25 protein-coding genes are annotated in these 25,094 nt (G+C 67.5%); 12 read left to right on the top strand and 13 right to left on the bottom strand.

Annotated features, from left to right (window positions below; all coding sequences use genetic code 11):
- Nucleotides 1-4 precede the first annotated feature (4 nt).
- The 7 genes from AAFF27_09420 to AAFF27_09390 form a co-directional block, all read right to left on the bottom strand.
- Nucleotides 5-1,576 carry an ABC transporter substrate-binding protein gene (locus tag AAFF27_09420; protein XAH25393.1) on the bottom strand — a complete coding sequence of 524 codons (1,572 nt, stop codon included), beginning with the start codon at nucleotides 1,574-1,576 and terminating at the stop codon, nucleotides 5-7.
- A 214-nt stretch (nucleotides 1,577-1,790) separates the two neighbouring features.
- The gene (locus AAFF27_09415; protein ID XAH25392.1) at nucleotides 1,791-2,792 is read right to left on the bottom strand and encodes an ABC transporter ATP-binding protein; all 1,002 of its coding nucleotides are present in this window, start codon (nucleotides 2,790-2,792) and stop codon (nucleotides 1,791-1,793) included.
- Complete coding sequence (locus AAFF27_09410) at nucleotides 2,789-3,793, bottom strand: ABC transporter ATP-binding protein (protein ID XAH25391.1); 1,005 nt, start codon at nucleotides 3,791-3,793, stop codon at nucleotides 2,789-2,791. Before AAFF27_09410 ends, AAFF27_09415 begins: the two co-directional genes overlap by 4 nt.
- The gene (locus AAFF27_09405; protein XAH25390.1) at nucleotides 3,790-4,695 is read right to left on the bottom strand and encodes an ABC transporter permease; all 906 of its coding nucleotides are present in this window, start codon (nucleotides 4,693-4,695) and stop codon (nucleotides 3,790-3,792) included. The genes AAFF27_09410 and AAFF27_09405 overlap by 4 nt, the downstream gene beginning before the upstream one ends.
- Nucleotides 4,692-5,666 carry an ABC transporter permease gene (locus AAFF27_09400; GenBank protein ID XAH25389.1) on the bottom strand — a complete coding sequence of 325 codons (975 nt, stop codon included), beginning with the start codon at nucleotides 5,664-5,666 and terminating at the stop codon, nucleotides 4,692-4,694. The genes AAFF27_09405 and AAFF27_09400 overlap by 4 nt, the downstream gene beginning before the upstream one ends.
- Nucleotides 5,663-7,231 (bottom strand): NAD(P)/FAD-dependent oxidoreductase, encoded by a 1,569-nt coding sequence (locus tag AAFF27_09395; protein XAH25388.1) that lies wholly within the window; start codon nucleotides 7,229-7,231, stop codon nucleotides 5,663-5,665. The genes AAFF27_09400 and AAFF27_09395 overlap by 4 nt, the downstream gene beginning before the upstream one ends.
- Nucleotides 7,232-7,238: 7 nt before the next feature.
- Complete coding sequence (locus AAFF27_09390; protein XAH25387.1) at nucleotides 7,239-8,198, bottom strand: LysR substrate-binding domain-containing protein; 960 nt, start codon at nucleotides 8,196-8,198, stop codon at nucleotides 7,239-7,241.
- 331 nt (nucleotides 8,199-8,529) lie between these two features.
- On the opposite strand from AAFF27_09390, the gene AAFF27_09385 reads away from it, so the two are divergent.
- The 5 genes from AAFF27_09385 (at nucleotide 8,530) to AAFF27_09365 (ending at nucleotide 12,683) form a co-directional block, all read left to right on the top strand.
- Nucleotides 8,530-9,555, top strand: a complete 1,026-nt coding sequence (locus tag AAFF27_09385) for an ABC transporter substrate-binding protein (GenBank protein XAH25386.1) — start codon at nucleotides 8,530-8,532, stop codon at nucleotides 9,553-9,555.
- A 4-nt stretch (nucleotides 9,556-9,559) separates the two neighbouring features.
- Nucleotides 9,560-10,522: a 2-oxoglutarate and iron-dependent oxygenase domain-containing protein gene (locus AAFF27_09380; GenBank protein ID XAH25385.1), complete on the top strand. Its 963-nt coding sequence runs from the start codon at nucleotides 9,560-9,562 to the stop codon at nucleotides 10,520-10,522.
- Complete coding sequence (locus AAFF27_09375) at nucleotides 10,519-10,947, top strand: VOC family protein (GenBank protein XAH25384.1); 429 nt, start codon at nucleotides 10,519-10,521, stop codon at nucleotides 10,945-10,947. The genes AAFF27_09380 and AAFF27_09375 overlap by 4 nt, the downstream gene beginning before the upstream one ends.
- Nucleotides 10,948-11,040: 93 nt before the next feature.
- Entirely contained in the window at nucleotides 11,041-12,165 is a 1,125-nt protein-coding gene (locus AAFF27_09370; GenBank protein ID XAH25383.1) for an aromatic ring-hydroxylating dioxygenase subunit alpha, read from the top strand.
- Complete coding sequence (locus tag AAFF27_09365; GenBank protein ID XAH25382.1) at nucleotides 12,162-12,683, top strand: nucleoside deaminase; 522 nt, start codon at nucleotides 12,162-12,164, stop codon at nucleotides 12,681-12,683. The genes AAFF27_09370 and AAFF27_09365 overlap by 4 nt, the downstream gene beginning before the upstream one ends.
- Before the next feature lie 70 nt (nucleotides 12,684-12,753).
- Here the strand turns inward: AAFF27_09365 and AAFF27_09360 are convergent, their stop codons facing one another.
- A complete protein-coding gene (locus tag AAFF27_09360; protein ID XAH25381.1) occupies nucleotides 12,754-13,035 on the bottom strand; it encodes a DUF427 domain-containing protein in 282 nt (93 codons plus the stop codon).
- A complete protein-coding gene (locus AAFF27_09355; protein XAH25380.1) occupies nucleotides 13,032-13,967 on the bottom strand; it encodes a LysR family transcriptional regulator in 936 nt (311 codons plus the stop codon). The genes AAFF27_09360 and AAFF27_09355 overlap by 4 nt, the downstream gene beginning before the upstream one ends.
- Nucleotides 13,968-14,075: 108 nt before the next feature.
- Between AAFF27_09355 and AAFF27_09350 the strand changes: the two genes are divergently transcribed.
- From AAFF27_09350 to AAFF27_09330, 5 genes are all read left to right on the top strand, one after another.
- Nucleotides 14,076-14,771 carry a DsbA family protein gene (locus AAFF27_09350; protein ID XAH25379.1) on the top strand — a complete coding sequence of 232 codons (696 nt, stop codon included), beginning with the start codon at nucleotides 14,076-14,078 and terminating at the stop codon, nucleotides 14,769-14,771.
- Nucleotides 14,772-14,802: 31 nt separating this feature from the next.
- Nucleotides 14,803-15,414 carry an NAD(P)-dependent oxidoreductase gene (locus AAFF27_09345; GenBank protein ID XAH25378.1) on the top strand — a complete coding sequence of 204 codons (612 nt, stop codon included), beginning with the start codon at nucleotides 14,803-14,805 and terminating at the stop codon, nucleotides 15,412-15,414.
- Nucleotides 15,415-15,518: 104 nt separating this feature from the next.
- Complete coding sequence (locus AAFF27_09340) at nucleotides 15,519-16,136, top strand: type IV toxin-antitoxin system AbiEi family antitoxin domain-containing protein (protein XAH25377.1); 618 nt, start codon at nucleotides 15,519-15,521, stop codon at nucleotides 16,134-16,136.
- Nucleotides 16,137-16,172: 36 nt separating this feature from the next.
- A complete protein-coding gene (locus tag AAFF27_09335; GenBank protein ID XAH25376.1) occupies nucleotides 16,173-16,595 on the top strand; it encodes a nucleotidyl transferase AbiEii/AbiGii toxin family protein in 423 nt (140 codons plus the stop codon).
- 151 nt (nucleotides 16,596-16,746) lie between these two features.
- The gene (locus tag AAFF27_09330) at nucleotides 16,747-17,259 is read left to right on the top strand and encodes a GNAT family N-acetyltransferase (GenBank protein ID XAH25375.1); all 513 of its coding nucleotides are present in this window, start codon (nucleotides 16,747-16,749) and stop codon (nucleotides 17,257-17,259) included.
- On the opposite strand, the gene AAFF27_09325 is transcribed toward AAFF27_09330, so the two are convergent.
- Nucleotides 17,241-18,368: an ABC transporter substrate-binding protein gene (locus AAFF27_09325; GenBank protein XAH25374.1), complete on the bottom strand. Its 1,128-nt coding sequence runs from the start codon at nucleotides 18,366-18,368 to the stop codon at nucleotides 17,241-17,243. The genes AAFF27_09330 and AAFF27_09325 overlap by 19 nt on opposite strands.
- A 117-nt stretch (nucleotides 18,369-18,485) precedes the next feature.
- Here AAFF27_09325 and AAFF27_09320 point away from each other — a divergent pair, with 117 nt between their 5' ends.
- Both AAFF27_09320 and AAFF27_09315 read left to right on the top strand, forming a co-directional pair.
- Complete coding sequence (locus AAFF27_09320; GenBank protein ID XAH25373.1) at nucleotides 18,486-19,457, top strand: LysR family transcriptional regulator; 972 nt, start codon at nucleotides 18,486-18,488, stop codon at nucleotides 19,455-19,457.
- A gap of 194 nt (nucleotides 19,458-19,651) precedes the next feature.
- Nucleotides 19,652-21,223, top strand: a complete 1,572-nt coding sequence (locus AAFF27_09315; protein ID XAH25372.1) for a glucan biosynthesis protein D — start codon at nucleotides 19,652-19,654, stop codon at nucleotides 21,221-21,223.
- Between the two features lie 155 nt (nucleotides 21,224-21,378).
- Here AAFF27_09315 and AAFF27_09310 read toward each other — a convergent pair whose 3' ends face one another.
- The 3 genes from AAFF27_09310 to urtE form a co-directional block, all read right to left on the bottom strand.
- Nucleotides 21,379-22,809 (bottom strand): MFS transporter, encoded by a 1,431-nt coding sequence (locus AAFF27_09310; protein ID XAH25371.1) that lies wholly within the window; start codon nucleotides 22,807-22,809, stop codon nucleotides 21,379-21,381.
- Complete coding sequence (locus AAFF27_09305; GenBank protein XAH25370.1) at nucleotides 22,806-24,050, bottom strand: MFS transporter; 1,245 nt, start codon at nucleotides 24,048-24,050, stop codon at nucleotides 22,806-22,808. Before AAFF27_09305 ends, AAFF27_09310 begins: the two co-directional genes overlap by 4 nt.
- 105 nt (nucleotides 24,051-24,155) lie before the next feature.
- The gene (gene urtE, locus AAFF27_09300; protein XAH25369.1) at nucleotides 24,156-24,860 is read right to left on the bottom strand and encodes an urea ABC transporter ATP-binding subunit UrtE; all 705 of its coding nucleotides are present in this window, start codon (nucleotides 24,858-24,860) and stop codon (nucleotides 24,156-24,158) included.
- Nucleotides 24,861-25,094: the final 234 nt, after the last annotated feature.

Here is a 25,094-nt window from a genome sequence, read left to right as displayed (position 1 = left end):
GGCCTTACTTGGCGACCTTGGTCACTTGCAAGGCGGTGGTGCGGTCGCTCAGCAGCGGCACCACCTTCAGGCCCTTCTTGGCGGCCCAGATGTTCTGGTAGTGGAACAGCGGGATCTGGCCGACGTCGTCGGTCACCAGCTTGACCGAGTGGCGGAAGATGGCCTCGCGGCGCTTGGCGTCGAACTCGACCGTGGCCGCGTCCAGCGCCTTGTCCACGGCCTCATTGCTGTAGCGGCCCCAGTTGTTGGCGCCGCGTCCACGCTTGGCGTCGGTGGTGGCCAGGGTCTGCAGCAGGCCGTAGCCGGCCTCGCCCGTGCCGTTGCCCCAGGCGATCACGCTCACGGCAAACTCGTTCTTGTTGGCGCGGCTGGAGTACACGGCCCAGGGCACCACCTCGACCTTGGTCTTCACGCCCACGCGGCTCCAGAACTGGGCCACGGCCTGCACCGTCTCGGGCGCCTGCGGGTAGCGGTCGCCCGGCACGTGGATGCTGATCTGGAAGCCCTGCGGAAAGCCCGCATCCGCCAGCAGCTTCTTGGCCTGCTCGGGGTTGTAGGCGATGTCCTTGACGTCCGGGTTGTAGCCAAAGCTGCCCTTGGGCATCCACTGGTTGGCCTCGGTCACCGTGCCCTGCAGGATGCGGTCGACGATGGCCTTGCGGTTGATCGACACCGACAGCGCCTCGCGCACGCGCACGTCCAGCAGCGGGTTCTGCGCCAGCGGCTTGCCGGCGTTGTCGGTAATGAACTCATTGGGCCCGGGCTTGAAGCTGGGTTGCAGCAGCAGCGCGCGCAGGCCGGGGTAGGTGTAGACGCTGACGGTGGGCGTCTTGCGCAGCTTCTCTACATCGGTCACCGCGACCTTGTCGATCACGTCCACATCGCCCGCCAGCAGCGCCGCCGTGCGCGCCGCGCCGTTGTTGATGAAGCGGTAGTTGACCTTCTCCCACAGCGGCTTGGGGCCGTAGTAGCTGGGGCTGCGCTCGAACACCGTGCGGTCGCCCGGGGTGTAGGAGATGAACTTGTAGGGCCCGGTGCCCACCACGGCGCGGCCGGCGTTGTAATCCTCGGTCTTGGACTTTTCGCCGATGTGCTTGCTCACGATGTAGATCGATGAGATCTCCAGCGGCAGCATCGGGTTGGGCGTATTGGTCTTGATGATGACCGTGCTCGGGTCCTTGGCCGTGGTGGACTCCACCGTGCGCAGGGCGCCAGCGTAAGAGGCCACCGAGCCCGGCACGCTACGCGCGCGCTGGAACGAAAACACGATGTCGTCCGCGGTGAACGGCGTGCCGTCCTGCCACTTGACGTCGGTGCGCAGCTTGAATTCCCAGGTCTTGTCGTCCAGCGTCTTCCAGCTCGCGGCCAGGCCAGGCTCAAGCTTGCCGCCATCGCGCGAGGCGACCAGCGAATCCCAGAAGTGCAGCGCCAGCGAGCGGTCGCCTGCGTGGTTGTTGAGCTGCGGGTCTACCGACGAGATCGGGTCGGCAAAGCCGATCGACAGGGTCTGGGCCGAGGCGGCCGTGCCCACGGCCAGCAGGGCGGCGGCGATGACGGAAAGCTTGCGATGGTGCATGGCGATACCTTTCAAAGAAAAATCATGGATGACGATGTGCGGCACGCCGCTTCAGTCCCGGAGTCGACACCGTTCGCGGTACATGAGCCACAAAGGTGCAGAAGGCCGCGGAGCAGGCCATGCCAGGACATCCGCGGAACCGGCTTTGCCGGGCCGCTGGATGTGCCCCCTTGAGGGGGTTGGCGAAGACGCGAAGCGCGTAGCCTGGGGGTGTTCATTTATTCAAATGGCAGGCGCTGATGTGGTTGATGGCGATGCCGCGCAACTGGGGTACTTCCGTACTGCAGCGCGGCATGGCCTGCGGGCAGCGCGGATGGAAGTGGCAGCCCGAGGGCGGCGTGATCGGGCTCGGGATCTCGCCGCGAATGGTGCTGAAGCGGGTGCGGCGCGTGGAGATGCGCGGGATCTCTGCCAGCAGCGCCTGCGTGTAGGGGTGGTTGGGCCTGGCAAACAGCTCTTCCACCGGCGCGCTTTCCACCACGCGGCCCAGGTACATCACGGCCACGCGGTCGCACACATGTTCGACCACACCCAGGTCATGGCTGATGAACAAATAGGCCAGGCCCAATTGGTCGCGCAGGTCCATGAACAGATTGAGGATCTGCGCCTGGATGGACACGTCCAGCGCCGCCACGGCCTCGTCGCAGATCAGCATGGAAGGCTGCACCGCCAGCGCCCGCGCAATGCCGATACGCTGGCGCTGGCCGCCGCTGAACTGGTGCGGGTAGCGATGGCGCAGGCTGGGGTCCAGGCCGGCGCGCTGCAACTGGGCGGCAACGTAGTCGTCTTCACCCGCAGCGTCAGTCAGCCCGTGCAGGCGCGCCGCCTCGCCCACGATGCGCGACACGCGCAGGCGCGGGTTCAGGCTGGCGAACGGGTCCTGGAACACCATCTGCACGCGCAGGCGCGCAGCCAGGCGCTGCTCGGCGTTCAGGCTGTCGAGCGGCGCGCCGTTCACCAGCACCTCGCCCTCGGTCGGCTCCAGCAAGCCGGCCGCAATGCGGCCCAGCGTGGACTTGCCGCAGCCGGATTCACCGACCAGGCCCACTACCTCACCCGGGCGCACGGCCAGGTCCACGCCATCCACCGCATGGGTGACCACGGGCGGCTTGGACCAGCCCAGGCGCCGCAGCGCCCGGCCCAGTTTTCCCGGCGGCGGCTGCGCGCCAAAGCGCTTGGTGACGCCTTGCATGTCGATCAGCGGTAGATCGCTCATGCTGCGGCCTCCGCAACAGGCGCTGCGCCGGGATGAAAGCAGCGCACCAAATGCGAGGGCGCGTCTGCACGCGGGCGGCTCATGTCGGGCAGGGTATTGCAGACAGCGCTGGCACGCGCGCAGCGCGGCGCAAAGGCGCAGCCCGCAGGCATCTGCAGCAGGTTGGGCGCCATGCCGGGAATCTGCCGCAGCCGTGCGCCGCGCCGGTTGGCGCTGGGCAGGCTGCCGATCAGGCCTTGGGTGTAGGGGTGCTGCGGGTGGTCCAGCACCTGGTCCACGCTGCCGTGCTCGACGATGCGGCCGGCGTACATCACGGCGATCTCGTCAGCCAGGCCGGCCACCACCGACAGGTCGTGGCTGATCCAGATCAGCGAGGTGCCGCTCTGCTGCACCAGCTTCTGCATCTCCGACAGGATCTGCGCCTGGATGGTCACGTCCAGCGCGGTGGTGGGCTCGTCGGCAATGATCAGGTCCGGCCCGTGCAGCATGGCAATCGCAATGGCCACGCGCTGGCGCATACCGCCCGACAACTGGTGCGGGTAGGCGCGCAGCCGGTCTTCGGGGCTGGGGATGCCCATCAGCGCCAGGGCATCGGCCGCCTGCTGGCGGGCCACGGCGTTGGACACCTTGCGGTGGGCGTGCACGGCTTCCATCATTTGCGTGTCGACGCGCAGCACCGGGTTGAGCGTGGCCATCGGGTCCTGGAAGATCATGGCGATGCGGTTGCCGCGCAGCGCGCGCCGTTCGCCTGGTGTGAGCTGCACCAGGTCCTGCCCCTTGAACAGCACCTGCCCGCCCTCGACCCGCCCCGGCGGATCGACCAGGCCCATGATGGAAAAGCCGGTAACCGATTTGCCCGAGCCCGACTCGCCCACCAGCCCCAGCACCTTGCCGCGCCCCAGCGTGAAGGACACGCCATTGACCACCGGCAGCACGCCGGCGCGGGTGTGGAAGCGGGTCTGCAGATCGCGCACTTCCAGCGTGATGTCGTGCGTACTCATTTCTGCAGCCTTGGGTTGAGTACATCTCGCAACTGGTCGCCTACGAGATTGATCGCCACGATGGTGGCCAGCAGTGCCACGCCAGGGAAGAAGCTGATCCAGTATTCGTTGGACAGCAGGTACTGGTAGCCGTTGGAAATCAGCAGGCCCAGCGATGGCTCGGTGATGGGCACGCCCAGGCCCAGGAAGGACAGCGTGGCCTCCAGCGTGATGGCGCGCGCGATCTGCAGCGCGCCTATCACCAGCAGTGGCGGCAGGCAGTTGGGCAGGATGTGGCCGGTAAGAATGCGCCACTGCGGAATGCCCTGGCCACGCGCGGCCTCTACGTATTCGCGGTTGGTTTCCACCAGCGCCTGGCCGCGCGCGGTGCGGGCGTAGTAGGCCCACTCCAGCAGCACCAGGGTCAGCACCACGTTGCCCACGCCCTTGCCCACATAGGCCAGGATCATCAGCGCCATCAGGATGGTGGGGAAGGACAGCAGCAGGTCGACCAGCCGCATCAGCACGGCATCGACCTTGCCGCCCGCATAGGCGGCCAGCAGGCCGACCAGGGTGCCGATCACCGCCGCCACCAGGGCCGAGCCCACGCCCACCACCAGGCTGATGCGCAGGCCGTAGACGATGGCCGAGTACAGATCCCGCCCTTGACCATCGGTGCCCAGCCAATAGGTGTAGCCGCCCTCGCTGCTGGGCGTGCCGGGATGCAGGCGCGCGTCCATCACGTCGAGCTGCATCAGGTCGTAGGGGTTTTGCGGCGTGATCCAAGGGGCGGCCAGTGCGGCTAGCACCACCAGGACCAGCACCACCAGCCCGGCCACGGCCACGCGGGAGCGCAGAAAATCCGCGCCCACGCGCCACCAGATCGAATGCTCGTCGAAAGTCTTGCTGCGCAGCGGCTTCATCGCGCGGCCTCCAGCCGTACCCGTGGGTCCAGCAGCTTGTAGAGCAGGTCCACCACCAGGTTGAGCGTGACGAAGATCACCACCACCACCATCAGGTAGGCCACCACCACCGGTCGGTCCAGCGAGTTGATGCTGTCGAGGATGAGCTTGCCCGCACCCGGCCAGGCGAAGATGGTTTCAGTGACCACAGCGTAGGCAATGGTCGAGCCCAGCTCCAGCCCCAGCACGGTGACCAGCGGGATCATGGTGTTGCGCAGCACATGCATGACCACCACGCGCGTGTTCGACAAGCCCTTGGCGCGCGCGAACTTCACATAGTCCTGCGGCAACACCTCGCGCACGCCGGCACGTGTCAGACGCAGCACCAGCGATATCTTGAACAGCGCCAGGTTGAAGGCCGGCAGTATCAGGTGGTGCAGGCCGTCTAGCGTGAGCCAGGACCACTGCACGCCAAGCAGCGCGCGCGTCTCGCCACGGCCGCTGGCCGGCAGCCAGCCCAGCTGCACGCTGAACACCATGATGAGCATCAGCGCCACCCAGAAGGCCGGCAGCGAGAAGCCGACGATGCTCACCGCCGTGACCGCCTTGGACAACGGGTGGTCCGGCTTCATGCCCGCGTACAGGCCCAACGGCACGCCGATGACGATGGCCAGCAGCAGCGCCGCCACGGCCAGCTCCATGGTGGCCGGCAGGCGCTGCAGGATGAGGCGGATCGCGTCTTCCTGGTAGACAAAGCTCTTGCCCAGGCTGCCATGCAGCGCGCCATCAATAAAGGCCAGGTACTGGCGCCACAGCGGCTGGTCCAGGCCCAGGCGGGCAATGGCCTGCAGCCGCTCCTGCTGGTTCATGTCGTCGCCGATCAGGATGTCCACCGGGTTGCCGATGGCATGCAGGCCGATGAAGACGATGACCGTCATCAACAGCACGACCAGCGCGGCCTGGCCGATACGGCGCAGCAGCCAGCCGGTCATGGCAGGTGCCCCCCCAGGCTTGCCACTGCGTGTGCAGCGCCACCCCCCTCAAGGGGACCCGCGCCTTCGGGCGGCCGTGCGGCGCTCGCCTCTCCTTCATAGGCCGGAAAGGCCGCCGGCGTCCACTCGTCGCCATCCAGCTCGGGCTCGCTGTAGCGTTCCATGGCGGTGAAGTGCGCCTGCGCGTCCTCGGCCAGCAGGCGGGCAGCCAGGCCACGGGCCAGGCGCTGCGCACCGTCGCTGATCTGCGGGATGTCGCCAGCGGCTGCGCCCTGCGACAGCGAGGCCGCGTAGTTGAAGCAGTGCACATGGTCCAGGCCGGGGCAGGCGCCGGGCGTTTTCTCCTGGAACTCGAACAGGGGGCCGAGGTCAGGGGATTCGGCCAGCTCGGCATCGTCTTCGCCCACCGGCGCCGTGAAGCGGTCGCGCCACAGCCGCACCTGCGGCGCGAAGGCGGCAAATTCGGGGCGCAGGCTCCAGTCGGAGCGAAAGCCGGTGCAGAAGATGATGAAGTCGGCTGCCAGCGGGCCTTTGGCGGTGTCCAGTCGCAGCGCGCCGTCGGCCCGTGGCGTCACCGAGAGCACCGGCGCGCCAAGATGGAAATACGCATTCGGATGGCGCGACACACGCAGCGTGCTGCCGTGCGGCGGCGGCACCTGCTGCACGTTCAGGTAATGGCGGAAGCGCCACTTCCATTCATCGGGCAACTGCCAGAAGCCGTGCGCCATGCCCGGGCTGCCCGCGCCCTTGCCACGGTTGATGCGCGGCAGGTCGGCGCGGCGGATCAGCAGGTCGACGCGAGCGGCGCCGCCTTCCAGCGCCGTGGCCGCACTGTCCATGGCCGAGGCGCCGCCGCCGATCACGGCCACGCGCTGGCCGCGCAGCTGCGCGCCGTCCCAGACATCGGCCGAATGCGCCCAGCGCTCGCGCGGCAGGGCCTGCGCCCAGTCCGGCACCCAAGGGCCGCCCAGGCCGTCGCGGCCAGTGGCCAGCACCGCGTGGCGGGCCAGCACGCGGTAGGCCGCGCCGCCAGCGGCTTCATCGGCCAGGTCCAGTTGCACCAGGCCATCGGCACGCGGCTGCAGCGCCTGTACGCGCTGGCGGTTGTGCACGTCCAGCCCCAGCACCTGGCGGTACCAGCGCAGGTAGTCGGCCCATTGCAGGCGCGGGATCTTGTCCAGCGCGTCCCAGGCCGGCAGGCCGAACTGCGCCTCGAACCAGGCGCGGAAAGTCAGCGCCGGCAGGCCCAGCGCCGGGCCGGTCAGCTCCTTGGGCGAGCGCAGGGTTTCCATGCGCGCGGTGGTGGCCCAGGGGCCTTCGAAACCAGCCGGGGCGCGGTCGAAGATGCGGGCGCGCACGCCCAGGTGGGTGAGCGAGGTGGCCAGCGCCAGGCCGGCCATGCCACCGCCGACGATGGCCACGTCCAGCACATCCGCGCCGTCTTCGGTGCGCTGCGGCACCCAGCGCTTAGCCGGCAGGTTGAGCCACTGCAGGTCCTGGCGCAGGCGCGCTTCCAACGCGGCAAGGCCTGTGGCGGCAGATGAATGAGAGAGGGATGGGCTCATATGTGTTTCATGCCTTGCCATACAGGCTCTGCAGCAGTGATCCGTGCGCGTCCGGGGCATGCTGCACAAAGCCCGGCAGCGCCGAGGCCACGTCCAGCAGCGCATCGGCCACGGCCTGCACCGCCACCGTCACCGGCTGCGATTGCGGCGTGATCACGCCAAAGAAGAAGGGAATGTCGGTGTCCAGCGGCCGTACCACCACGCCCTCGAAGGGGGTGCCCGCGGCCGTGATCGGCTCCAGCACCGCCACGCCCAGGCCGGCGCGCACGGCCGCCAGGGCATTGACCGATGAGTTGGTTTCTATGGCGTTGTGGCCGGCCTCGCCCCAGCGGCCGGCGCGCAGCAGGGCGCGGTCCAGGCGGCCGCGCAGGCGGAATGGGTTGCTCATGGTGATCAGGCGGCGCGCGGCCAGCGCGGCCAGCGGCACCACGGCCTCGGCCGCCAGCGGGTCGTCCTGCGGCAGCACGGCCACGCAGGCGACCTGGGCGATCCAGTGCACCTGCAGGCCACGGTGCTCCAGCGGCAGGCTGGTGGCGCCCAGTTGCACGGCGCCGGTCAGCACCTCGTGCACCACCTGCTCGGGCGAGGCGCTGCGCAGCTGGATGGCGGCACCGCCGGTCTGGGATTCGATGCGCTTGAGCGCCTGCGGCAGCAGGCCCACGGCCAGGGCCGAGGTGGCCGCCAGCCGCAGCGGCTGCGCCTCGCCACGGGCGATCTCGGCGGCGCGGCGCTTGATCTGGCGCAGGCTGCCCAGCGCGCGCTCCACATCCTCATACAGCAGAAAGCCCTGCTCCGTCGGCGTGACGCGCGGGCCGCCGCGCGTGAACAGCGCATAGCCGATCTCGGCCTCCAGCTCTTGCAGCAGGCGGCTGACTGCGGGCTGCGAGCGGTCGAGCAGGCGCGCGGCAGCGGTCACGCTGCCGCTCGACATCACGGCGGCGAAGGCTTCAAGCTGGCGAAGTTCCATGGGGCCTAATTATTCGTATTTAGAAATCATGACGCATCAGTATGTGAATTACAAATACTTAAACAGCATGAGCACATATGAAAAAAGCGCAGCCCGCCAGCCGCCTGGCACGGAAGCTGCGTAATTTTCGGCAGAGAGTAGAAGCGTTCACCGTGCTTCGCGCAGCCTGCCCCCGCTTGGTGCAACTGCCGGACCACGGCCGGAAATTGCTCTCGAAGCGCGCACAGCCGCAGTGCTTCGAGATGCCATGGATGCCGTTCAGCCTGCACGGCCCATTCCACTCGAACTCTGCCGCCTGTGCGTTCCAACCCGTTTCCTGGAGCGCCCCGCCATGCACCGCCGTTCACTCCTCCGCGCCGCCGGCGCCAGCACCCTTGTTGCCGCCACGCCCTTCGTGCGCGCGCAGGGCTCGCTGCAGAAGTTCAAGTTCAACCTGGGCTGGAAGGTCGAGGCCACGGCCGCCGGCTTTCTGCTGGCGCAGCAGCGCGGCTATTACAAGGACGCCGGCCTGGACGTGGCCATAGACACCGGCAACGGCTCGGCCGCAGCCATCAGCCTGGTGGGCAGCGGCGCCTATGACTGCGCCTCGGCCGACCTGGCGACGATGATCGAATTCAACGTCAACAACCCCGGCGCCAAACTGGCTGCGGTCGCCATCCAGTACGACCTGAACCCCAACGCCATCCTGGTGCGCAAAGACGGCCCGATCAAGACCCCGGCGGACCTGGCTGGCAAGACCATCCTGGGCCAGCCCTTCAACGCCTCGCGCAAGCTGTTCCCGGCTTTTGCCAAGGCGCAAGGTTTTGATCCATCCGGCGTGAAGTGGGAGAACGTGTCGCCCGACATTGGCGACACGCGCTTCGTCAAGGGTGACTTCGACGCCTCGGCCTACTTCTATTTCACCGGCCTGCTCAACCTCAAGCTGCGCGGCATGGGCCTGGACCAGATCACCACCTTTCGCTTCTCCGACTACGGCATGAAGTCCTATGGCAACGGCCTGGTCGCCAACAGCAAGAGCATGGAGCAGCAAGACGCCATGAAGGCCTTCGTCAAGGCCAGCACGCGCGGCTGGATCGACGCCATTGCCGACCCAAAAGCCGGCGCTGCTGCCGTCAAGGCGCGCGAGCCGCTGGCCAACGAAGAGATCGAACACGAGCGCCTGAAGCTGGTGGTAGACGGCAGCATGAAAACGCCCGACACCCGCGCCAACGGCTGGGGCGCGGCCACGCCAGCGCGGCTGCAGGCCACCATCGACGAGACCGTGGCCGCCTTTGGCCTGAAGGGCACGCTGGCCGTGGCCGACATGTGGACTGATCGCTTTCTGCCGGCTGCTGCGGATCGCAAGCTCAAGGCTTAAGCGCATGGGCATTCCCGTCATCGACCTGCACGACGCGCTGGCACCCGGCGGCGCGCGCAGTGCCGACGTGGCCGCGCAGCTGCGCGCAGCGGCCATGGAATCCGGCTTTTTCTATGTGCGCCAGCACGGCGTGGCGGCAGCGCTGGTAGAGCGTCAGTTCGGCATCACGCAACAACTGCTGGATCTACCCGCCGCCACACGCCAGGCGCTGGACATGCGCCACTCGCCCACCATGCGCGGCTTTGAGAACATCGGTGCGCAGACGCTGGATGCAGATGCCCGGCCAGACCTGAAAGAGAGCTTCTACTGCGGCATGGCCTACCCCGACAACCATCCTTACGTACAGGCTGGCTACCAGACCTATGGCGGCAACCAGTGGCCCGCCGAGCTGCCCCATGTGCCGGCGGCATGCGAGGAGTACATCCAGGCCATGCTGGCCCTGTCGTGCCGGTTGATGCAGCTGATGGCGCTGTCACTGGACCTGCCCGAAGCCTACTTCGACGGCAGCAGCGAGAACCCCATGCTCACGCTGCGCATGGTCCGCTACCCGCCGCACCCGGCCGATGCCGATGCGCGCACATTCGGCGCCGGCGCGCATACCGACTGGGGCGCCATCACCATCCTGGCGCAAGACGGGCATGGCGGGCTGGAGGTCTGCATGCCCGATGGCAACTGGGTGCCAGCCACGCCCATGGCCGGCTGCCTGGTCGTCAACCTGGGCGACATGATCCCGCGCTGGACCAATGGCCGCTACCACTCCAACCCGCACCGCGTGCGTAACATGCACTCGGGCGGCGCACCGCGCTACTCGATCCCCTTCTTCTACGAGCCCGGCTACTTCGCGCGCATAGAACCCGTGCCGGGCACCGTGCCGGCCGGTGAAGCACCGCGCTACGCGCCCTGCACCGCCGGCGAGCACCTGCGCGAGATGTACGCCAAAACGTATGGACTAAAGGAGCCCGCATGAAGCTGTGGTTCAACCTGCTGTGCCACGACATCGAGGCGCAGATGCAGTTCTACCGCCACCTGCTGGGCTGGCAAGAGGCCGAGCAGAGCCGCTCGCCGATCTACCGCGCGCTGCATTCCGAGGGCGTGCAGTTTGGCTTCAACGCGCGGCCGGCCTACGCGCTGCTGGACCTGACCGACCGCGCACCGGCTGCACACAGCACCGCGCCCGTCACCGCCTACGCCACCTTCATGCTGCCCACGCCCACGGCGGTAGACGACGTGGCCGCGCGCATCGGCAAGCTGGGCGGGCGCGTGCTCAAGTTCCCCTATGCCACCTACTACGGCCAGTGGCAGGCGGTGCTGACCGACCCGGAGCAGCATGTGTTCCGCGTCAGCGCAGAAGCGCTGCCGGCCGGCGTGCAAGCCGCTGCCGCGCCGCGCTAGTTCCACAATTTCCCGTTCCCCGAGAGTAGAAGCGATTCAACCGTTCCCCACGGCAGGTCATTGCTCTTGTTCCTCCCCTGAAAGGACCTCTCCATGCTCACCACCCGCCAACCCGTGTTCAGAAAGTTCTGGCATGCCGTCATGCCGCTCACCGATCTGGCCGACGGCCCCAAGCCCTTCACCCTGCTGGGCGAGAACATCGTGCTGTTTCTGGATGGCGACGGCCAGCCCGCCGCGCTGAAGGACCGCTGCTGCCACCGTACCGCCAAGCTGTCCAAGGGCTGGTGCCACGAGGGCACGCTGCAGTGCGGCTACCACGGCTGGCAGTACGACCGCAGCGGCCGCGTGGTCGGCATCCCGCAGATGGATGCCGGCCAGCCGATCCCGCCGGGCTACTGCACGCCCGCCTACCACTGCACCGCGCGCTACGGCTATGCCTGGGTGGCGCTGGAAGACCCGATAGAAGACATCCCCGCCATCCCCGAGTTTGGCGCCGAAGGCTGGCGCACCATCTTCCAGTTCTACGAAACCTGGGACACCAGCCCCATGCGCGCGCTGGAAAACTCCTTCGACAATTCGCACTTCAGCTTTGTGCACCGCGCCACCTTTGGCGTGGCCTCGCAGCCCAAGCCCAGCAGCTACGAGCTGGTGGAGTCGCCCACCGGGTTCTACGCCGAGACGACCATCCCCGCCAGCAACCCGGAGAAGTTCCAGCGCATCAGCGGCGTGACCGATGCGGTCACCACGCGCCACATGCGCAACGCCTACTTCCTGCCGTTCTCGCGCCGGCTGGACATTGAATACCCCTCCGGTGTGCGCCACATCATCATCAACTGCTTCACGCCCATAGACGACGGCCGCATGCAGCTGTGCCAATGGCTGTTCCGCAACGACACGGAAGCAGATTGCCCGGCGCAGATGCTGATCGATTTCGACGACGCGGTGACGCGCGAGGACAAGGACATCCTCGAATCCACCGACCCCGACGCCGTGATCGACACGCGCCGGCGCGGCGTCGAATACTCCATGGCCAGCGACAAGCCCGGCATGCTGATCCGCAAGAAACTGATGGAGCTGCTGGCCCGCCACGGCGAGCCCGAAGTGCACCGTGGCAATGTCGCCAGCATCCCCATCGTGGCAGCCACGCCGGCCTCCTGCAGCGCCATGGCTGCCGCCAAACCCATCGCAACACCCGTGGCACTGGAGGCCGCAGCATGAACGCCAACACTCCGAACAGCCTGCTACCCGAACCGGTCGAACTCGACGAGCGCGACGGCCTTTATCTGCGCCGCGCCATCGCCCTGGCCGACCATGCCCGCAGCCTGGGCAACCGCCCCTTCGGCGCCGTCGCCGTGCTGCCCGACGGCACCGTGCTGGACGAGGCCTGGAACGCCACCTTCGAGACCGGCGACTGCACCGCGCATGCCGAGACCTCGCTGGTACGCAAGCTCTCGCCGCGCTTCAGCCGCGACGTGCTGGCGCAGGCCACGATGTATGCGTCGGGCGAACCCTGCGTGATGTGCGCCGGCGCCATCTTCTGGTCGGCCATAGGGCGCGTGGTGTACGGCATAGACGCGGTGCGCCTGCGCGTGTTCCGGGGCGATCGCGCCGATCAGGTGGATGCCGAGCTGTTCTGCCGCGACGTGTTTGCGGCGTCACCCAACCCTATCGAATGCGTGGGGCCGGCGCTGCTGGAAGAAGCCAGCGCCTCGCATGTGGGCGCATGGAAAGCCTGAGGCGAAATTTAGAAGAAAAGTGGCTGAAACGCAGGCCACTCTAGGGCACATAGCTATTATTTAAATAGCATCAAGCCGCAACCTTGACGCCCTTCCAGAAGGCGATGCGGCCGCGGATTTCTTCGGCGCCGGACTTGGGCTCGGGGTAGTACCAGGCGGCGTCGGTGTTCAGCTCGCCATCCACCAGCAACGAGTAGTAGCTGGCCTGGCCCTTCCAGGGGCAGGTGCTGCGGTGGTTGCTGAAGGTGACAAAGTCGCGGTTGAGCGACTCGGGCGGGAAGTAGTGGTTGCCTTCGACCAGTACGGTGTCTTCGCTCTCGGCAATGGTCTTGCCGTTCCAGGTGGCTTTCATGGGGTCTCGCTTCGCAGTGGTAAGGGCGCAGCATAGCGCCCCCAGCCCGGGTCGGCGGCAAAGCGCGCCGCCAGGAAATCCAGCAGGCTGCGCAGCGCCGCCGGCATCTGCCGGCGCGAGCTGTAGATACCGTGCACGCCCAGCATCGGCGGCTCAGCCTCGGGCAGCAGCGCCACCAGCGTGCCTGCGGCAATGTGCGGCGCCGCCGCATACGCCGGCTGCATGCAGATGCCCGCGCCCGCTATCGCCGCATGCAGCAGCGCGGTGGCGTCATTGGCGCTGAGCTTGCCGCCGACCGGCACGGCCACCGGCTCGCCAGCGCGCGTGAAGTTCCACAGGCTCTTGCCAAAGTAGGTGTAGGTCAGGCAATCGTGCAGCGCCAGGTCTTCTACCCGGCGCGGCGTGCCGCGCGCGGCCAGGTAGCTGGGCGCGGCGCACACCACCGAGTGGCAGTCCGCCAGCCGCCGCGCGATCAGTTGCGGGTCCAGCGCATTGCTGATGCGGATCGCCAGGTCGATGCGCTCTTCCACCAGGTTCACTGCCTGGTTGCCCAGCACCAGGTCCACCGCCACGCGCGGGTACTGGCGCAGGTAGTCGGCCATGGCGCGTGCCAGCCAGTTCTCGGCCAGCGAGGGCGCACAGGCGATGCGCAGCATGCCCTGCGGGCCGTCTGCGCCCTCGCCCGCCGGGTGTGGCATCTGCTCTGCCAGCGCCAGCAGCTCGCGGCAACGCGGCAGCAGCTCTTCGCCCGCCGGGCTCAGGCCCAGGCGCCGGGTACTGCGGTGCAGCAGGCGCGCGCCAGCCCAGCGCTCCATCTGCGCCAGGTAGCGCGTGGCCATGGCGCGCGACATGTCCAGGCGCTCCGCAGCAGCGGTCAGGCTGCCGCTGTCCACCACGGCGACAAACACCTGGGTGGCAACGATGCGGTCCATGCGGGCTCCTTATTTGATCGATTCAGGCAACAAATCATTGCATGACAAGGGATTTTCATACCGTTTCATGCAACCTACCATGCAGGCCTTGCTTCAACGAGCCATCCAATGACCACCCTGCACTACCTGTTCGACCCCTTCTGCGGCTGGTGCTATGCCGCAGCACCGCTGGTGCGCGCCGCACGCGCCCTGCCCGGCCTCACCTTGGCGCTGCACGGCGGCGGCATGATGGCCGGCGGCAATGCGCAGCGCGTCACGCCGCAATTGCGCGACTACGTGATCCCGCATGACCGCCGCATTGCCACCATGAGCGGCCAGCCCTTTGGCGACGCCTACTTCGACGGCCTGCTGCGTGACAGCACCGCCGTGTTTGACTCCGAGCCGCCCACCACCGCCATCCTTGCCGCCGATGCCTTGGCCGGCCGTGGCGCAGACATGCTGCAGCGCCAGCAGCAGGCGCACTACGTGGAAGGCCGGCGCATCGCCGATCCCGCCGTGCTGCGCGCGCTGGCCACCGACATCGGCCTGGACGCCACCGCCTTCGAGCAGGCCTTTGCCCAGGCCAGCGGCACGCCCACGCTGCAACACATCAGCGCCAGCCGTGCACTGCTCAAGCAGTTGGGCGCACAAGGCTTCCCCAGCTTTGCGCTGGAGGCCGAAGACGGCTCGCTGGAACTGCTCGACGCCGGCCGCTACCTGGGCCGCGCCGAGGACTGGCAGCAACTGCTGACCGCGCGCCTGCCCGCTGCAGCGACAACGGACGCATCCCTGCCGCTGTGCGGCCCGGACGGCTGCGCCATCTAGATTTCTCTCACCCATCCACCAGGAGCAACTCATGAAGATCGCCATCATCGGAATCACCGGCCGCGCCGGTTCACGCATCGCCACCGAACTGCTGGCCCGTGGCCACCAGGTCACCGGCATCGCCCGTGACAGCAGCAAGGCCGCTGCCCAACCCGGCCTGGCCCTGCACAACGGCGACGCATCGCAGCCCGCCACGCTGGCGCCGCTGCTGGCCGGCCACGACGCCGTCATCAGCTCCACCCGCTTCGACGGCAGCGACGCCAACCAACTGCTGCAGGCCGTGCACCAGGCCGGCGTGCCACGCCTGCTGGTGGTCGGCGGTGCCGGCAGCCTGGAGATCGCCCCCGGCAAGGCACTGGTGGATGCCGAAGGCTTCCCCGCCGCCTACAAGGCCGAAGCCCTGGGTGGCCGCGCCTTCCTCAACCGCCTGCGTGAGGAAAAATCCCTGGCCTGGACCTTCCTTTCGCCCTCGGCCGAGTTCAACCCGGGCGAGCGCACCGGCCACTTCCGCCTGGGCGGCGACCAGTTGCTGGCCGACGCCAACGGCAAGAGCCATGTGTCGATGGAAGACTACGCCATCGCCCTGGCCGACGAGGTAGAGACGCCGCGCCATACGGGCAAGCGGTTTACCGTGGGGTATTGAGGCGCGCCCCTGTACTCGCGTGGCATATGCAGGCACAAGGGAATGTTTTGATAGTTAGGCAGTCATTGACTAATGACTAGCAAATGCAACAAACTTGATGGTGGATGAAGCCCCCATCAAGCCCCACGCATGAGCAAGCCACCCTGGCATTGGCCGGGCAGCGCCCGCTGCTGCGCGCGCGAGACCTGGCAGAGCAGGGGCTGCCCACTGCGGCACTCAGCCGACTGGTGGCAGCAGGCAAGCTGGAGCGTGTCGCTCGCGGCGTCTACAGCCTGCCAGGCCGTGCGCTGAGCGAGCACCACTCCCTGGCCCAGGTCGCCCTGCGCGTACCGCAGGGCGTTGTCTGCCTGCTGTCCGCACTGCGCGTCCACGGCATCGGCACGCAGGCCCCCTTCGAGGTCTGGCTGGCCATCCCGCATCACTCGCCCACCCCGCGGCTTGACCAGCCAGCGCTGCGCGCCATGCGCATGTCCGGGCCGGCGCTGACCGAAGGCGTCGAGCACCTGCAAATCGATGGCGTGCAGGTTCCTGTCTTCAACGCCGCAAAGACCGTTGCCGACTGCTTCAAGTACCGCAACAAGATCGGCCTGGACGTGGCGCTGGAAGCGCTGCGCGATGGATGGACGCAGCGCAAGCTGACGATGGATGCGCTGTGGCACTACGCCACCATTGACCGCGTGAACAACGTGATGCGCCCCTACCTCGAGAGCATCACAGCATGAAGGCCCACTCGCGGTGCGAAGCGCCAAGGGGCGTCCATGCGCAATAACCGCGCAGCCTCCATTCGCGCACGCCTCAAACAGCATGCTGGCAGCGCACGGCAGGACTTCAACCTGACGCTCACGCACTACGGCCTGGAGCGACTGCTGTACCGGCTGTCCATCTCTCCGCATGCGCCCAACTTTCTGCTCAAGGGCGCCCTGCTGTTTGCCCTGTGGTACGAGCATCCACACCGGCCAACACGCGATGCCGACCTGCTGGGCTTCGGCCCCGACCACATCGACTCCGCCGTGGCGGCGTTCCGCGATGTCTGCCTGATCGCAGTCGATGACGGCGTCGCGTTCGACCCTGCCGCCTTCCACGCCGAGTGGCCTGAGCGAGGCCTTCGCGACCGACGCGACCAAGCGGCTGCAATGGGCCGCTTTTCTGAAGAAGAACCGCCTCGATGCAGTCTCTTTTGAAGCCATCGTCACACGGCTGCAGGAAGCGTTTCAGAAGGCCGGGGTCTTCTGATGCGTGTGTGCTTCAAAGTGGTGCTTCACCCGCACCACCACCCCTCAAAGCCCCTGCCTGGCAGGTGAATCCTTCACCAAACGACACGCCCGCTTCAACATGCAAATCGAACTCGACGACCTCTCGCGCCCCGCCGTGCACGCGCTGCTGAGCGAGCATCTGGCCAACATGCATGAGTTGACGCCAGCAGACCGGGTGTTCGCGCTGGACTTGTCAAAGCTGCGCTCGCCCGACATCAGCTTCTGGACGGCCTGGGACGGCGAAGTGCTGCTGGGCTGTGGCGCGTTGAAGGAACTCTCGCCAACGCACGGCGAGATCAAATCCATGCGAACCCCGGCAACACAACGCCGCCGCGGTGCCGGCCGCGCGGTGCTGCAGAAGATCATCGAAACGGCCAGACAACGCGGCTACGAATGGCTGAGCCTGGAGACCGGATCGCACCCGGCCTTCCAGGCTGCGCAAGGGCTTTATCAGAGCGTTGGCTTTTCGTACTCCGGGCCCTTTGGGGCCTACCAGGAAGACCCACACAGCGTGTTCATGGCCTTGCAGTTGGCCGAGGGCGCGGCTTCGCCTTGCCGCTCGCCCTCAACAGCTCATGCCCCCAGCAAATAGATGCCGTTCGCGCCGGTCGGGTTTGCACCGGCGGCTGGGCCGATGATTTCCTCGAACTGTGTCTTCAGCCGCTCGATGCGATAGCGGTCCAGCATGAAGCGGTGGAATGCCTGCGGATCTGTGTTGTAGCTCGCCGGGGCGCCATAGCCGCCCGGCGCCGGCACGTCGCGGCGCGCCGACCACTGGCTGGTGCGTGCCACGGTGGCTTCCTTCGAGCACATCCAGCTCAGGTACAGGCGCGCCGCCGCCTTGTTCGGGGCCTCGCGGAAGATCGCGGCCGTTTGCCCCCATGACTGGAAGACGTCGCGGCGCGGCAGTTGAAAGCGCAACGGGCTGCCACTGGCCTGCACGAGTGGCGCAGAGACGGTGAAGCTGGCGGCCTTCTTGCCGTCCCGCACGACCAGGCGCGCCGGGGCTGTGCCGCGAATCCATTGCACGTCCTGCTTCAGCAGCCGGTCCACGTACTCCCAACCGTGGGCCGCAACAATGCGATCGAAGATGAACAGCACAGCGTCGTCGTCGTGCGGATAGGTCAGCACGAGCCGTCCGCGCAGCTTGGGATCGAGATAGTCCAGGGCGTCGCGTGGCGCATCTGCTTCGGCGATCAGGTTTGCGTTGGTGACGTTGCTGAACGCGATCACACCGATCGCGACGAAGGCACCATCCGGGTCCTTGAACTCGGGCAGGATCGCGTCCCAGTCGAGCGGCTTGTAGTGGAGCAATTGCCCCTCTGACTTCCAGCGGTCGTAGTCGTGCAGCGTCTGCAGATGGGCCACGTCGCATTCAAGCCGGCCGCGTGCCAGCTGTTGGTCGATGCGGGCATCGTGGTACTTGCTCAGGTCAGGCAGGATCCTGGCGTTCATGCCAGGGAAGCGCGCCATGAATGACTTCTCCAGCGCGACCTGCGAGTCGGCAGTGTCGCCGCCCGCATAGACGACCAGCTTGCCGCCCTCGGCCAGCGCGGCACGATGCAGCTCGTCCAGGCTGCGGGTCTCCGCCTCTGGCGCCAGACGATGTGGCACGGGGTCGGCCAGCGCACTGGTTGCGGCGGCGCCAAGGGCCAGCCCCAGCAGGTGCCTGCGGTGCAGGTGGGGTTGCAGATCACGCATCACGAACAGCTTTCTTCAGTTTCACGTTGATTGAAGGCGTGGAGTGTTGTCGCAGCCGCTCACCAAAACAAACAAACAATCGGACGGTGCTTTCAAGCGCGGCTTGATAATTTCCCCATGCCGCTGACCCGCTTCACCTTGCGCCAAGTCGAGGCCTTTGCCCTGGTGGCCGAGCTGCACAGCTTCAGCAGCGCTGCAGAGCGGCTTGGCCTGACGGCGCAAGCGGTCAGCCAGCTTGTCGCCGAGCTTGAGGCAACGCTGTCGTTCCGGCTGTTCGACCGCACGACCCGGCGCGTCGACCTTTCCAGCGCGGGGCGCGACTTCCTGCCCTCTGCAGAAACCATGTTGCGGCACATACGTGCTGCCGAAGGTGCCGCCAACGATGTGCGCAACCGCGCCGCCGGCGTCGTACGCATCGGCGCGCCACTCGCCATCGCTGCCACGGCCATCCCGGCGGCAATCAAGGCCTATGCAGCCTTGCGCCCCAAGGTGGTCGTGCGCATCCGCGACATCTCGGTAGACGCGCTGGTCGACGCGGTCGCCGGAGGCGACGTGGACCTTGCCCTTGGCCCCGACCTCGTCACCCCGCCCGACGTCGGCCGCCAGGCCTTGTTCGACAGTCCGTGGGTTCTCTGGTGCTCGCCCGCACACCCGCTGGCCCGGCGGCGCAACGTGAACTGGTCCGACCTGCGGCAAGTGGCGCTGGTCTCCGCCGGGCGCGACCACGAGCGCAGCGTTGCCCAGATGCGCGTCAATGCGCCCGACGATGTGCGCGTCACGCCGGTCGATGTGGTCGACAACGTGACCACAGCACTCGGCCTCGCCGTGCAGGGACTGTCGGCCACCTTGGCACCGGCCTACATCGGCGAGCTGGCCAAGGCCTTTGGATTGAAGATGCTGCGCGTGCTCGAACCCGAGACGGTGCGCAGCGTGTGCCTCTACACGTCACATTCGCGTGCGCTATCGCCGGCCGCAGAGGGCTTTGCCGAACATCTCGCCGCATGGCTGCCAGGCTGGCCGCATGACGCCGGAGCCGGCCCGGGCGCTCGCCCCTCGCCAGTGCGAGCACGGCGCCAGGGCTCGCCATAGAGAGGGGCGCACACCCCGCTCACTTGAAGACGGCTGGGCGCGGGATAAATTCAAAATCTATAGCTAATATCCCAGGCAGGACCTGGGCTAGAGGCATATTTCACCAATATTTCTATATCCACAAAAAGGCCCCCAGACACGCGCAGCCACTATCCTCCAGGGCTTCCCCAAGCCGACACCACCACCATTCCCGCATGAAGAGAAGAAGCTTCCTGGGCAGCGCACTCGGTGCCGCCCTGCTCTCGCCCGCCGCGCAGGCGGCCGGCCTGAAACCACTGGGCGCGCCGCAGGCCTTCGACACCGCCTGGCTCAAGGAGCGCGCCCGCACGCTGGCAGCAGGGGCCTGGCAGGCGCCGGCGGCGCAGGTGCCCGACAGCGTGGCCGCGCTCGGCTTCGACGAGTACCAGGCGATCCGCTTCCGGGACGACCACGCGCTGTGGGGAGACGACCCGGCGCTGCTGTTCCACGTCAAGCTGTTCCACCTGGGCATGTACTTCAAGCGCCCGGTGCAGATCTATGAAGTGGCCAGCGGCCAGGCGCAAGAGCTGGCCTACGACCCGGCCCTGTTCGACTACGGCAACAGCCACCTCGACGCCGACATGCTGCCGCAGGACCTGGGCTTTGCCGGCTTTCGGCTCAACTTCCACACCGCGCCGCGGCAGGACGTGGCGGCCTTCCTGGGCGCGAGCTACTTCCGTGCCGTGGGCGGCACGCGGCAGTACGGCTTGTCGGCGCGCGGCGTGGCGGTGGACACCGCCGTGGCGCGCGATGAAGAGTTCCCGGACTTCATCGAGTTCTACATCGAGCGCCCCGCCACCGGTGCCGCCACCATCGTGGTCCACGCCTTGCTCGACTCGCCCAGCATCACCGGCGCCTACCGCTTTGCCATCACGCCCGGCGACACCCTGGTGATGGACGTGGATGCCGCGCTGTACCCGCGCACGGCCATAGAGCGCCTGGGCCTGGCGCCCTGCACCAGCATGTACCAGACCGGCGAGAACGACCGCCGCATGGCCCGCGACTGGCGTCCCGAGATCCACGACTCCGACGGCCTGGCCATGCACACCGGCGCTGGCGAATGGATCTGGCGGCCGCTGGTCAACCCGCCGCAACTGCGCTTCAACGCCTTTGCCGACAACAACCCGCGCGGCTTTGGCCTGCTGCAGCGCGACCGCAACTTCGAGCATTACCAGGACGACGGCGTGTTCTACGACCGCCGGCCCTCGCTCTGGGTAGAGCCCACCGCCGGCTGGGGCAAGGGCACGGTGGACCTGGTCGAGATCCCCACCACCGACGAGACCTTCGACAACATCGTCGCCTTCTGGGAGCCCGCGCAAAAACCGAAGGCCGGCGACGAACTGCTGCTGGGCTACCGCCTGCACTGGGGCAATGACCCAGCACCCTCGCGCCCGTCGCTGGCGCGCTGCGTGGCCACCCGCACCGGCCTGGGCGGCGTGGTCGGGCAGCCGCGCAAGTATTTCTCCTGGCGCTTCGCGGTGGACTTCGCGGGCGGCAACTTCGCATTGGTAGACCCGGGCACCACGGTAGAGGCCGTCATCACCGCCACGCGCGGCAAGCTGGAAATCACCTCGGCCCGGCCACTGGCATCGGTAAAGGGCTGGCGCGCCATGTTCGACATCGTGCCGCCCGACACCAGTACCGAGCCGATTGGCCTGCGCATGTACCTGCGCGCAGATGGCCAGGCTTTGACCGAGACCTGGGTGTACGAATGGACGCCGCCGCCGGCGGCAGAGCGGCCGCGCTAGGACCCACTCTTTCAAGGTCTTTGAGATATCCCTGCGCTGTGTGCCTTGCAGGCGGCGGGTGCCGGGAGTTCGCCCCGGCGGGCGAGTCCCGGCTCCCGCCGTCAGCAAGGCAACAGAACTATCAAATAGATCACAAGACCTTGAAAGGAATGCCGCTAAGCCCCCTTCTTGCCCGCCAGCCGCACCTCATCCCCCGCCGTGCGCGACAGCCCGCGCACATCCAGCATGGCCAGCAGCGACAGCACGCCCATGGCGACAAAGGCCAGGCGGAAGTCGGCCAGCGATGGCACGCTGCCCACATCGCCCGTGAGCAGCGCGGCCAGCCGCAGCACCACCGCGCCCAGGGCGACGCCCATGCCCATGGCCATCTGCTGCGACATGTTGAGGAGCGTGTTGGCGCCGCTCATGCGCGGTTGCGGCACGTCGGCAAACGCGAGCGAGGCCAGCGTGGTGAACTGCATCGAGCGTGACAGGCCGCTGATGAACAGCACCAGCACAATGACCCAGACCGGCGTGGCCGGCGTCAGCAGCGCGCAGACAAAGATCGACAGCGCATTGATCAGGCCATTGCCCAGCAGCACCGTGCGAAAGCTGAAGCGCCGCAGCACCGCACCGGTCATGGGCTTCATCGCCAGATTGCCGGCAAACACCGCCAGCACCAGCATGCCGGCATGGAACGCATCCAGGCCAAAACCCAGCTGGAACAGCAGCGGCAGCAAAAACGGTATGGCGCCAATCGAGATGCGAAACAACGAGCCGCCATACACCGTGACCGCATAGCTCGGCACCCGCAGCGCCCACAGATCCACCAGCGGATGCGCATGGCCGCGCGCATGGCGCAGCGCCCACCAGCCCAGCAGCAGGCCCGCCACCAGCGCCACTACTGCCGCCGTGCCGTGGCCGCCGTGGCTCAGCAGTTCCACGCCCGCCATCAAGGCCAGGCAGGCGCTACCGGTCAGCACAAAGCCCACGGCGTCGAAGGGCCGGCCCGCACTGCCCTGGCCCTTGGGGATCAGGCGCAGCGCAAACACCAGTCCCAGCAAACCCAGCGGCACATTGAGGAAGAAGATCCAGTGCCAAGACCAATGCGTGGTGATGAAGCCGCCCAGCGGCGGCCCCAGCACCGGAGCGGCCAGGCCGGGCCAGGTGATGGTGGCGATGGCGCGCATCAGCCCGCTCTTGGGCGTGCTGCGCAGCACCACCAGCCGGCCCACCGGCACCATCATGGCGCCGGCTGCGCCCTGCAGCACGCGCGCCGCGGTGAAGCAGCCCAGGTTCGGGCTGATGCCGCACAGCACGGAGGCCAGCGTAAACAGCACGATGGCCGCCGCAAACACCTTGCGCGCGCCCAAACGGTCGGCCACCCAGCCGCTGGCCGGGATCAGCACTGCCAGGGTCAGGATGTAGGCCGACACGCCTATGCTCATGTCCACCGGCCGCACGCCAAAGGATGCGGCCATCTGCGGCAGCGCGGTGACGATCACCGTGCCGTCCAGGTTCTCCATGAAGAAGGCTGCCGCCACCAGCAAGGGCAGCGCACCGCCACCGCGCGCGGCCGTGCCTTCTGCGGTGGCTGCGGGCTTCATGACCGGCGCGCAGCGCGTTCGTAGGCCAGCGACCAGCCAAAAACACCCAAGCCGCCCAGCGCCAGCAACGCCCCCACCCAACCCGTGGATGTCCAGCCCAGGCCGGCGGTAATCGTCACGCCGCCCAGCCAGGCGCCCAGCGCATTGGCCATATTGAAGGCCGAGTGGTTGAGCGCAGCGGCCAGGGTCTGGGCTTCGCCAGCCACGTCCATCAGACGGATCTGCAGTGCCACCGCCAAAGCACCAATGGTGCCGACGAAGAACACCGTGACCGTGGCCGCCAGTGCATGCGAGGCGGTGAAGCAGAAGGCCGTCAACACCAGCACCGCCCACAGCAACACGCCACCAATGGTGCGCATCAGGTTGCGGTCTGCCAGCCGCGCGCCGATCACATTGCCCGCCACCATGCCCAGCCCCAGGACCGCCAGCACCAGCGGCACGCGCGAGGGCGACATGCCAGCCACCTCGATCATCGTCGGCTTGATGTAGCTGAACACCGAGAACAACCCGCCAAAGCCGATGGCGCCAATGCCCAGCGTGAGCCAGACCTGGCCGCGGCGCAGCGCGCCCAGTTCGCGCCAGGGGCTGGCGCCGGGCTCGGGCGTGCTGTCGGGCACATGGCGGCGCACCAGCCAGGCCGCCAGCAGCCCGATGGCGCCCACCAGCGCAAAGGCTGCGCGCCAACCCAATGCCTCGCCCAGCCAGGCCGACAGCGGCACGCCCACCACGGTGGCCACGGTCAACCCCATCATCACCGAGGCAATGGCACGCCCGCGCCGCCCCGGCGGTGCCAGGCCTGCGGCCACCAGTGCGGCCACGCCAAAGTAGGTGCCGTGCGGTAGCCCGGCCATGAAGCGCAGCAGGTTCAGCGACAGGTAGCCCGGCGCCAGCGCGCTGGCGAAGTTGCCAGCCGCAAACACCAGCATCAGCGCCACCAGCAGCGCGCGCCGGTGCCAGCGCGCCAGCAGCACGGCCAGCACCGGCGCCCCGACCACCACGCCCAGCGCATAGGCGCTGATCACATGGCCGGCCTGGGGAATGCTCACGCCCAGGTCATGCGCCACCTCGGGCAGCAGGCCCATGATGGCGAATTCACCGGTGCCAATGCCAAAGCCGCCGACGGCCAGCGCCAGCAGGGCTGCGGCATGCTTGTCGCCCTCAGGCCGGGTGTGGGCGCTGCTGCGCGAAGAAGCGGCCGACGGCGTATCGGCGGCCGTCTGGGGGGCGGAAGAAGAGGACATGCGGGGAGTAAAGAGGCAGAGACCCCGCCGGCCCAAAGACAGGTCCGGCATATACGGGTAACCCCGTATTTTGCGTGAAGCCCCAAGAGCCCGCTTGACGCGACACTAGATCGCCACGAGCCGCCGCACGCCGTCGCGCTGCATGTCTGCCCCGGCGCCACGCGCAATCACCTCGCCGCGCTCCATCACCAGGTAGGCATCGGCCAACTCTTCGGCAAAGTCGTAGTACTGCTCCACCAGCAGGATCGCCATGGGCTGGCCGTTCAAGCCCTCATTGGCCAGCATGCGGATCACGCGGCCTATGTCCTTGATGATGCTGGGCTGTATGCCCTCGGTCGGCTCGTCCAGCACCAGCAGCTTGGGGCCCGCAGCCAGCGCCCGCGCAATGGCCAGTTGCTGTTGCTGCCCGCCCGACAAATCACCGCCGCGCCGGTACAGCATCTGCTTCAACACCGGGAACAGCTCATAGAGCTGCGGCGGGATGGGCGTGCTGCCCGGCTTGGTGGCCAGGCCCATGCGCAGGTTCTCTTCCACCGTCAGCCGCGCGAAGATCTCGCGCCCCTGCGGCACAAAGCCTATGCCGGCGCGGGCACGTTCATACGGCGTGGCGCGCTGGATCTCGCGGCCCTCAAAAACGATGCTGCCGCTCTTGATGGGCACCAGGCCCATGAGCGACTTGAGCAGCGTGGTCTTGCCCACGCCGTTGCGGCCGAGCACGACGGTCACTTCGCCGGCCTTTGCCGTGAGGCTGACGTCACGCAGGATGTGGGAGCCGCCGTAGTACTGGTGGAGGTTTTGGGTGGTCAGCATGGGGTGGGCTTTGTGCGTTGGCATGGGATACCGCGGCTTCCGACTGGAAAGCTGGGGTTGCCTTGCAGGCGGCGGGTGCCGGGAGTTCGCCCCGGCGGGCGAGTAACTTTCTTTCGCGTCGCCGAAAGAAAGTCACCATGGTCGCGAAGCGGGGCTGCGCTCACTTCGCAAAGCGAAGTTATGCGACAGACCAAAGGGCGACCCCACTGTGGCGGTCCGGCTTTGCCGGACTGC

It is taken from the genome of Xylophilus sp. GW821-FHT01B05 (assembly GCA_038961845.1).
Taxonomy (GTDB): domain Bacteria; phylum Pseudomonadota; class Gammaproteobacteria; order Burkholderiales; family Burkholderiaceae_C; genus Xylophilus.
This window is presented reverse-complemented; position numbering and strand designations above follow the sequence as displayed.

Excerpts from the sequence above, each read along its gene's own strand:
- AAFF27_09320 (XAH25373.1), top strand. The coding sequence starts at position 18,486 with ATGCCGCTGACCCGCTTCACCTTGCGCCAAGTCGAGGCCTTTGCCCTG.
- AAFF27_09415 (XAH25392.1), bottom strand. The coding sequence starts at position 2,792 with ATGAGCGATCTACCGCTGATCGACATGCAAGGCGTCACCAAGCGCTTT.
- AAFF27_09385 (XAH25386.1), top strand. The coding sequence starts at position 8,530 with ATGCACCGCCGTTCACTCCTCCGCGCCGCCGGCGCCAGCACCCTTGTT.
- AAFF27_09370 (XAH25383.1), top strand. The coding sequence starts at position 11,041 with ATGCTCACCACCCGCCAACCCGTGTTCAGAAAGTTCTGGCATGCCGTC.
- AAFF27_09305 (XAH25370.1), bottom strand. The coding sequence starts at position 24,050 with ATGTCCTCTTCTTCCGCCCCCCAGACGGCCGCCGATACGCCGTCGGCC.
- AAFF27_09330 (XAH25375.1), top strand. The coding sequence starts at position 16,747 with ATGCAAATCGAACTCGACGACCTCTCGCGCCCCGCCGTGCACGCGCTG.
- AAFF27_09375 (XAH25384.1), top strand. The coding sequence starts at position 10,519 with ATGAAGCTGTGGTTCAACCTGCTGTGCCACGACATCGAGGCGCAGATG.
- AAFF27_09400 (XAH25389.1), bottom strand. The coding sequence starts at position 5,666 with ATGACCGGCTGGCTGCTGCGCCGTATCGGCCAGGCCGCGCTGGTCGTG.
- AAFF27_09390 (XAH25387.1), bottom strand. The coding sequence starts at position 8,198 with ATGGAACTTCGCCAGCTTGAAGCCTTCGCCGCCGTGATGTCGAGCGGC.
- AAFF27_09350 (XAH25379.1), top strand. The coding sequence starts at position 14,076 with ATGACCACCCTGCACTACCTGTTCGACCCCTTCTGCGGCTGGTGCTAT.
- AAFF27_09335 (XAH25376.1), top strand. The coding sequence starts at position 16,173 with ATGCGCAATAACCGCGCAGCCTCCATTCGCGCACGCCTCAAACAGCAT.
- AAFF27_09410 (XAH25391.1), bottom strand. The coding sequence starts at position 3,793 with ATGAGTACGCACGACATCACGCTGGAAGTGCGCGATCTGCAGACCCGC.
- urtE (XAH25369.1), bottom strand. The coding sequence starts at position 24,860 with ATGCTGACCACCCAAAACCTCCACCAGTACTACGGCGGCTCCCACATC.
- AAFF27_09360 (XAH25381.1), bottom strand. The coding sequence starts at position 13,035 with ATGAAAGCCACCTGGAACGGCAAGACCATTGCCGAGAGCGAAGACACC.
- AAFF27_09340 (XAH25377.1), top strand. The coding sequence starts at position 15,519 with ATGAAGCCCCCATCAAGCCCCACGCATGAGCAAGCCACCCTGGCATTG.
- AAFF27_09395 (XAH25388.1), bottom strand. The coding sequence starts at position 7,231 with ATGAGCCCATCCCTCTCTCATTCATCTGCCGCCACAGGCCTTGCCGCG.
- AAFF27_09345 (XAH25378.1), top strand. The coding sequence starts at position 14,803 with ATGAAGATCGCCATCATCGGAATCACCGGCCGCGCCGGTTCACGCATC.
- AAFF27_09405 (XAH25390.1), bottom strand. The coding sequence starts at position 4,695 with ATGAAGCCGCTGCGCAGCAAGACTTTCGACGAGCATTCGATCTGGTGG.
- AAFF27_09325 (XAH25374.1), bottom strand. The coding sequence starts at position 18,368 with ATGCGTGATCTGCAACCCCACCTGCACCGCAGGCACCTGCTGGGGCTG.
- AAFF27_09315 (XAH25372.1), top strand. The coding sequence starts at position 19,652 with ATGAAGAGAAGAAGCTTCCTGGGCAGCGCACTCGGTGCCGCCCTGCTC.
- AAFF27_09365 (XAH25382.1), top strand. The coding sequence starts at position 12,162 with ATGAACGCCAACACTCCGAACAGCCTGCTACCCGAACCGGTCGAACTC.
- AAFF27_09380 (XAH25385.1), top strand. The coding sequence starts at position 9,560 with ATGGGCATTCCCGTCATCGACCTGCACGACGCGCTGGCACCCGGCGGC.
- AAFF27_09420 (XAH25393.1), bottom strand. The coding sequence starts at position 1,576 with ATGCACCATCGCAAGCTTTCCGTCATCGCCGCCGCCCTGCTGGCCGTG.
- AAFF27_09310 (XAH25371.1), bottom strand. The coding sequence starts at position 22,809 with ATGAAGCCCGCAGCCACCGCAGAAGGCACGGCCGCGCGCGGTGGCGGT.
- AAFF27_09355 (XAH25380.1), bottom strand. The coding sequence starts at position 13,967 with ATGGACCGCATCGTTGCCACCCAGGTGTTTGTCGCCGTGGTGGACAGC.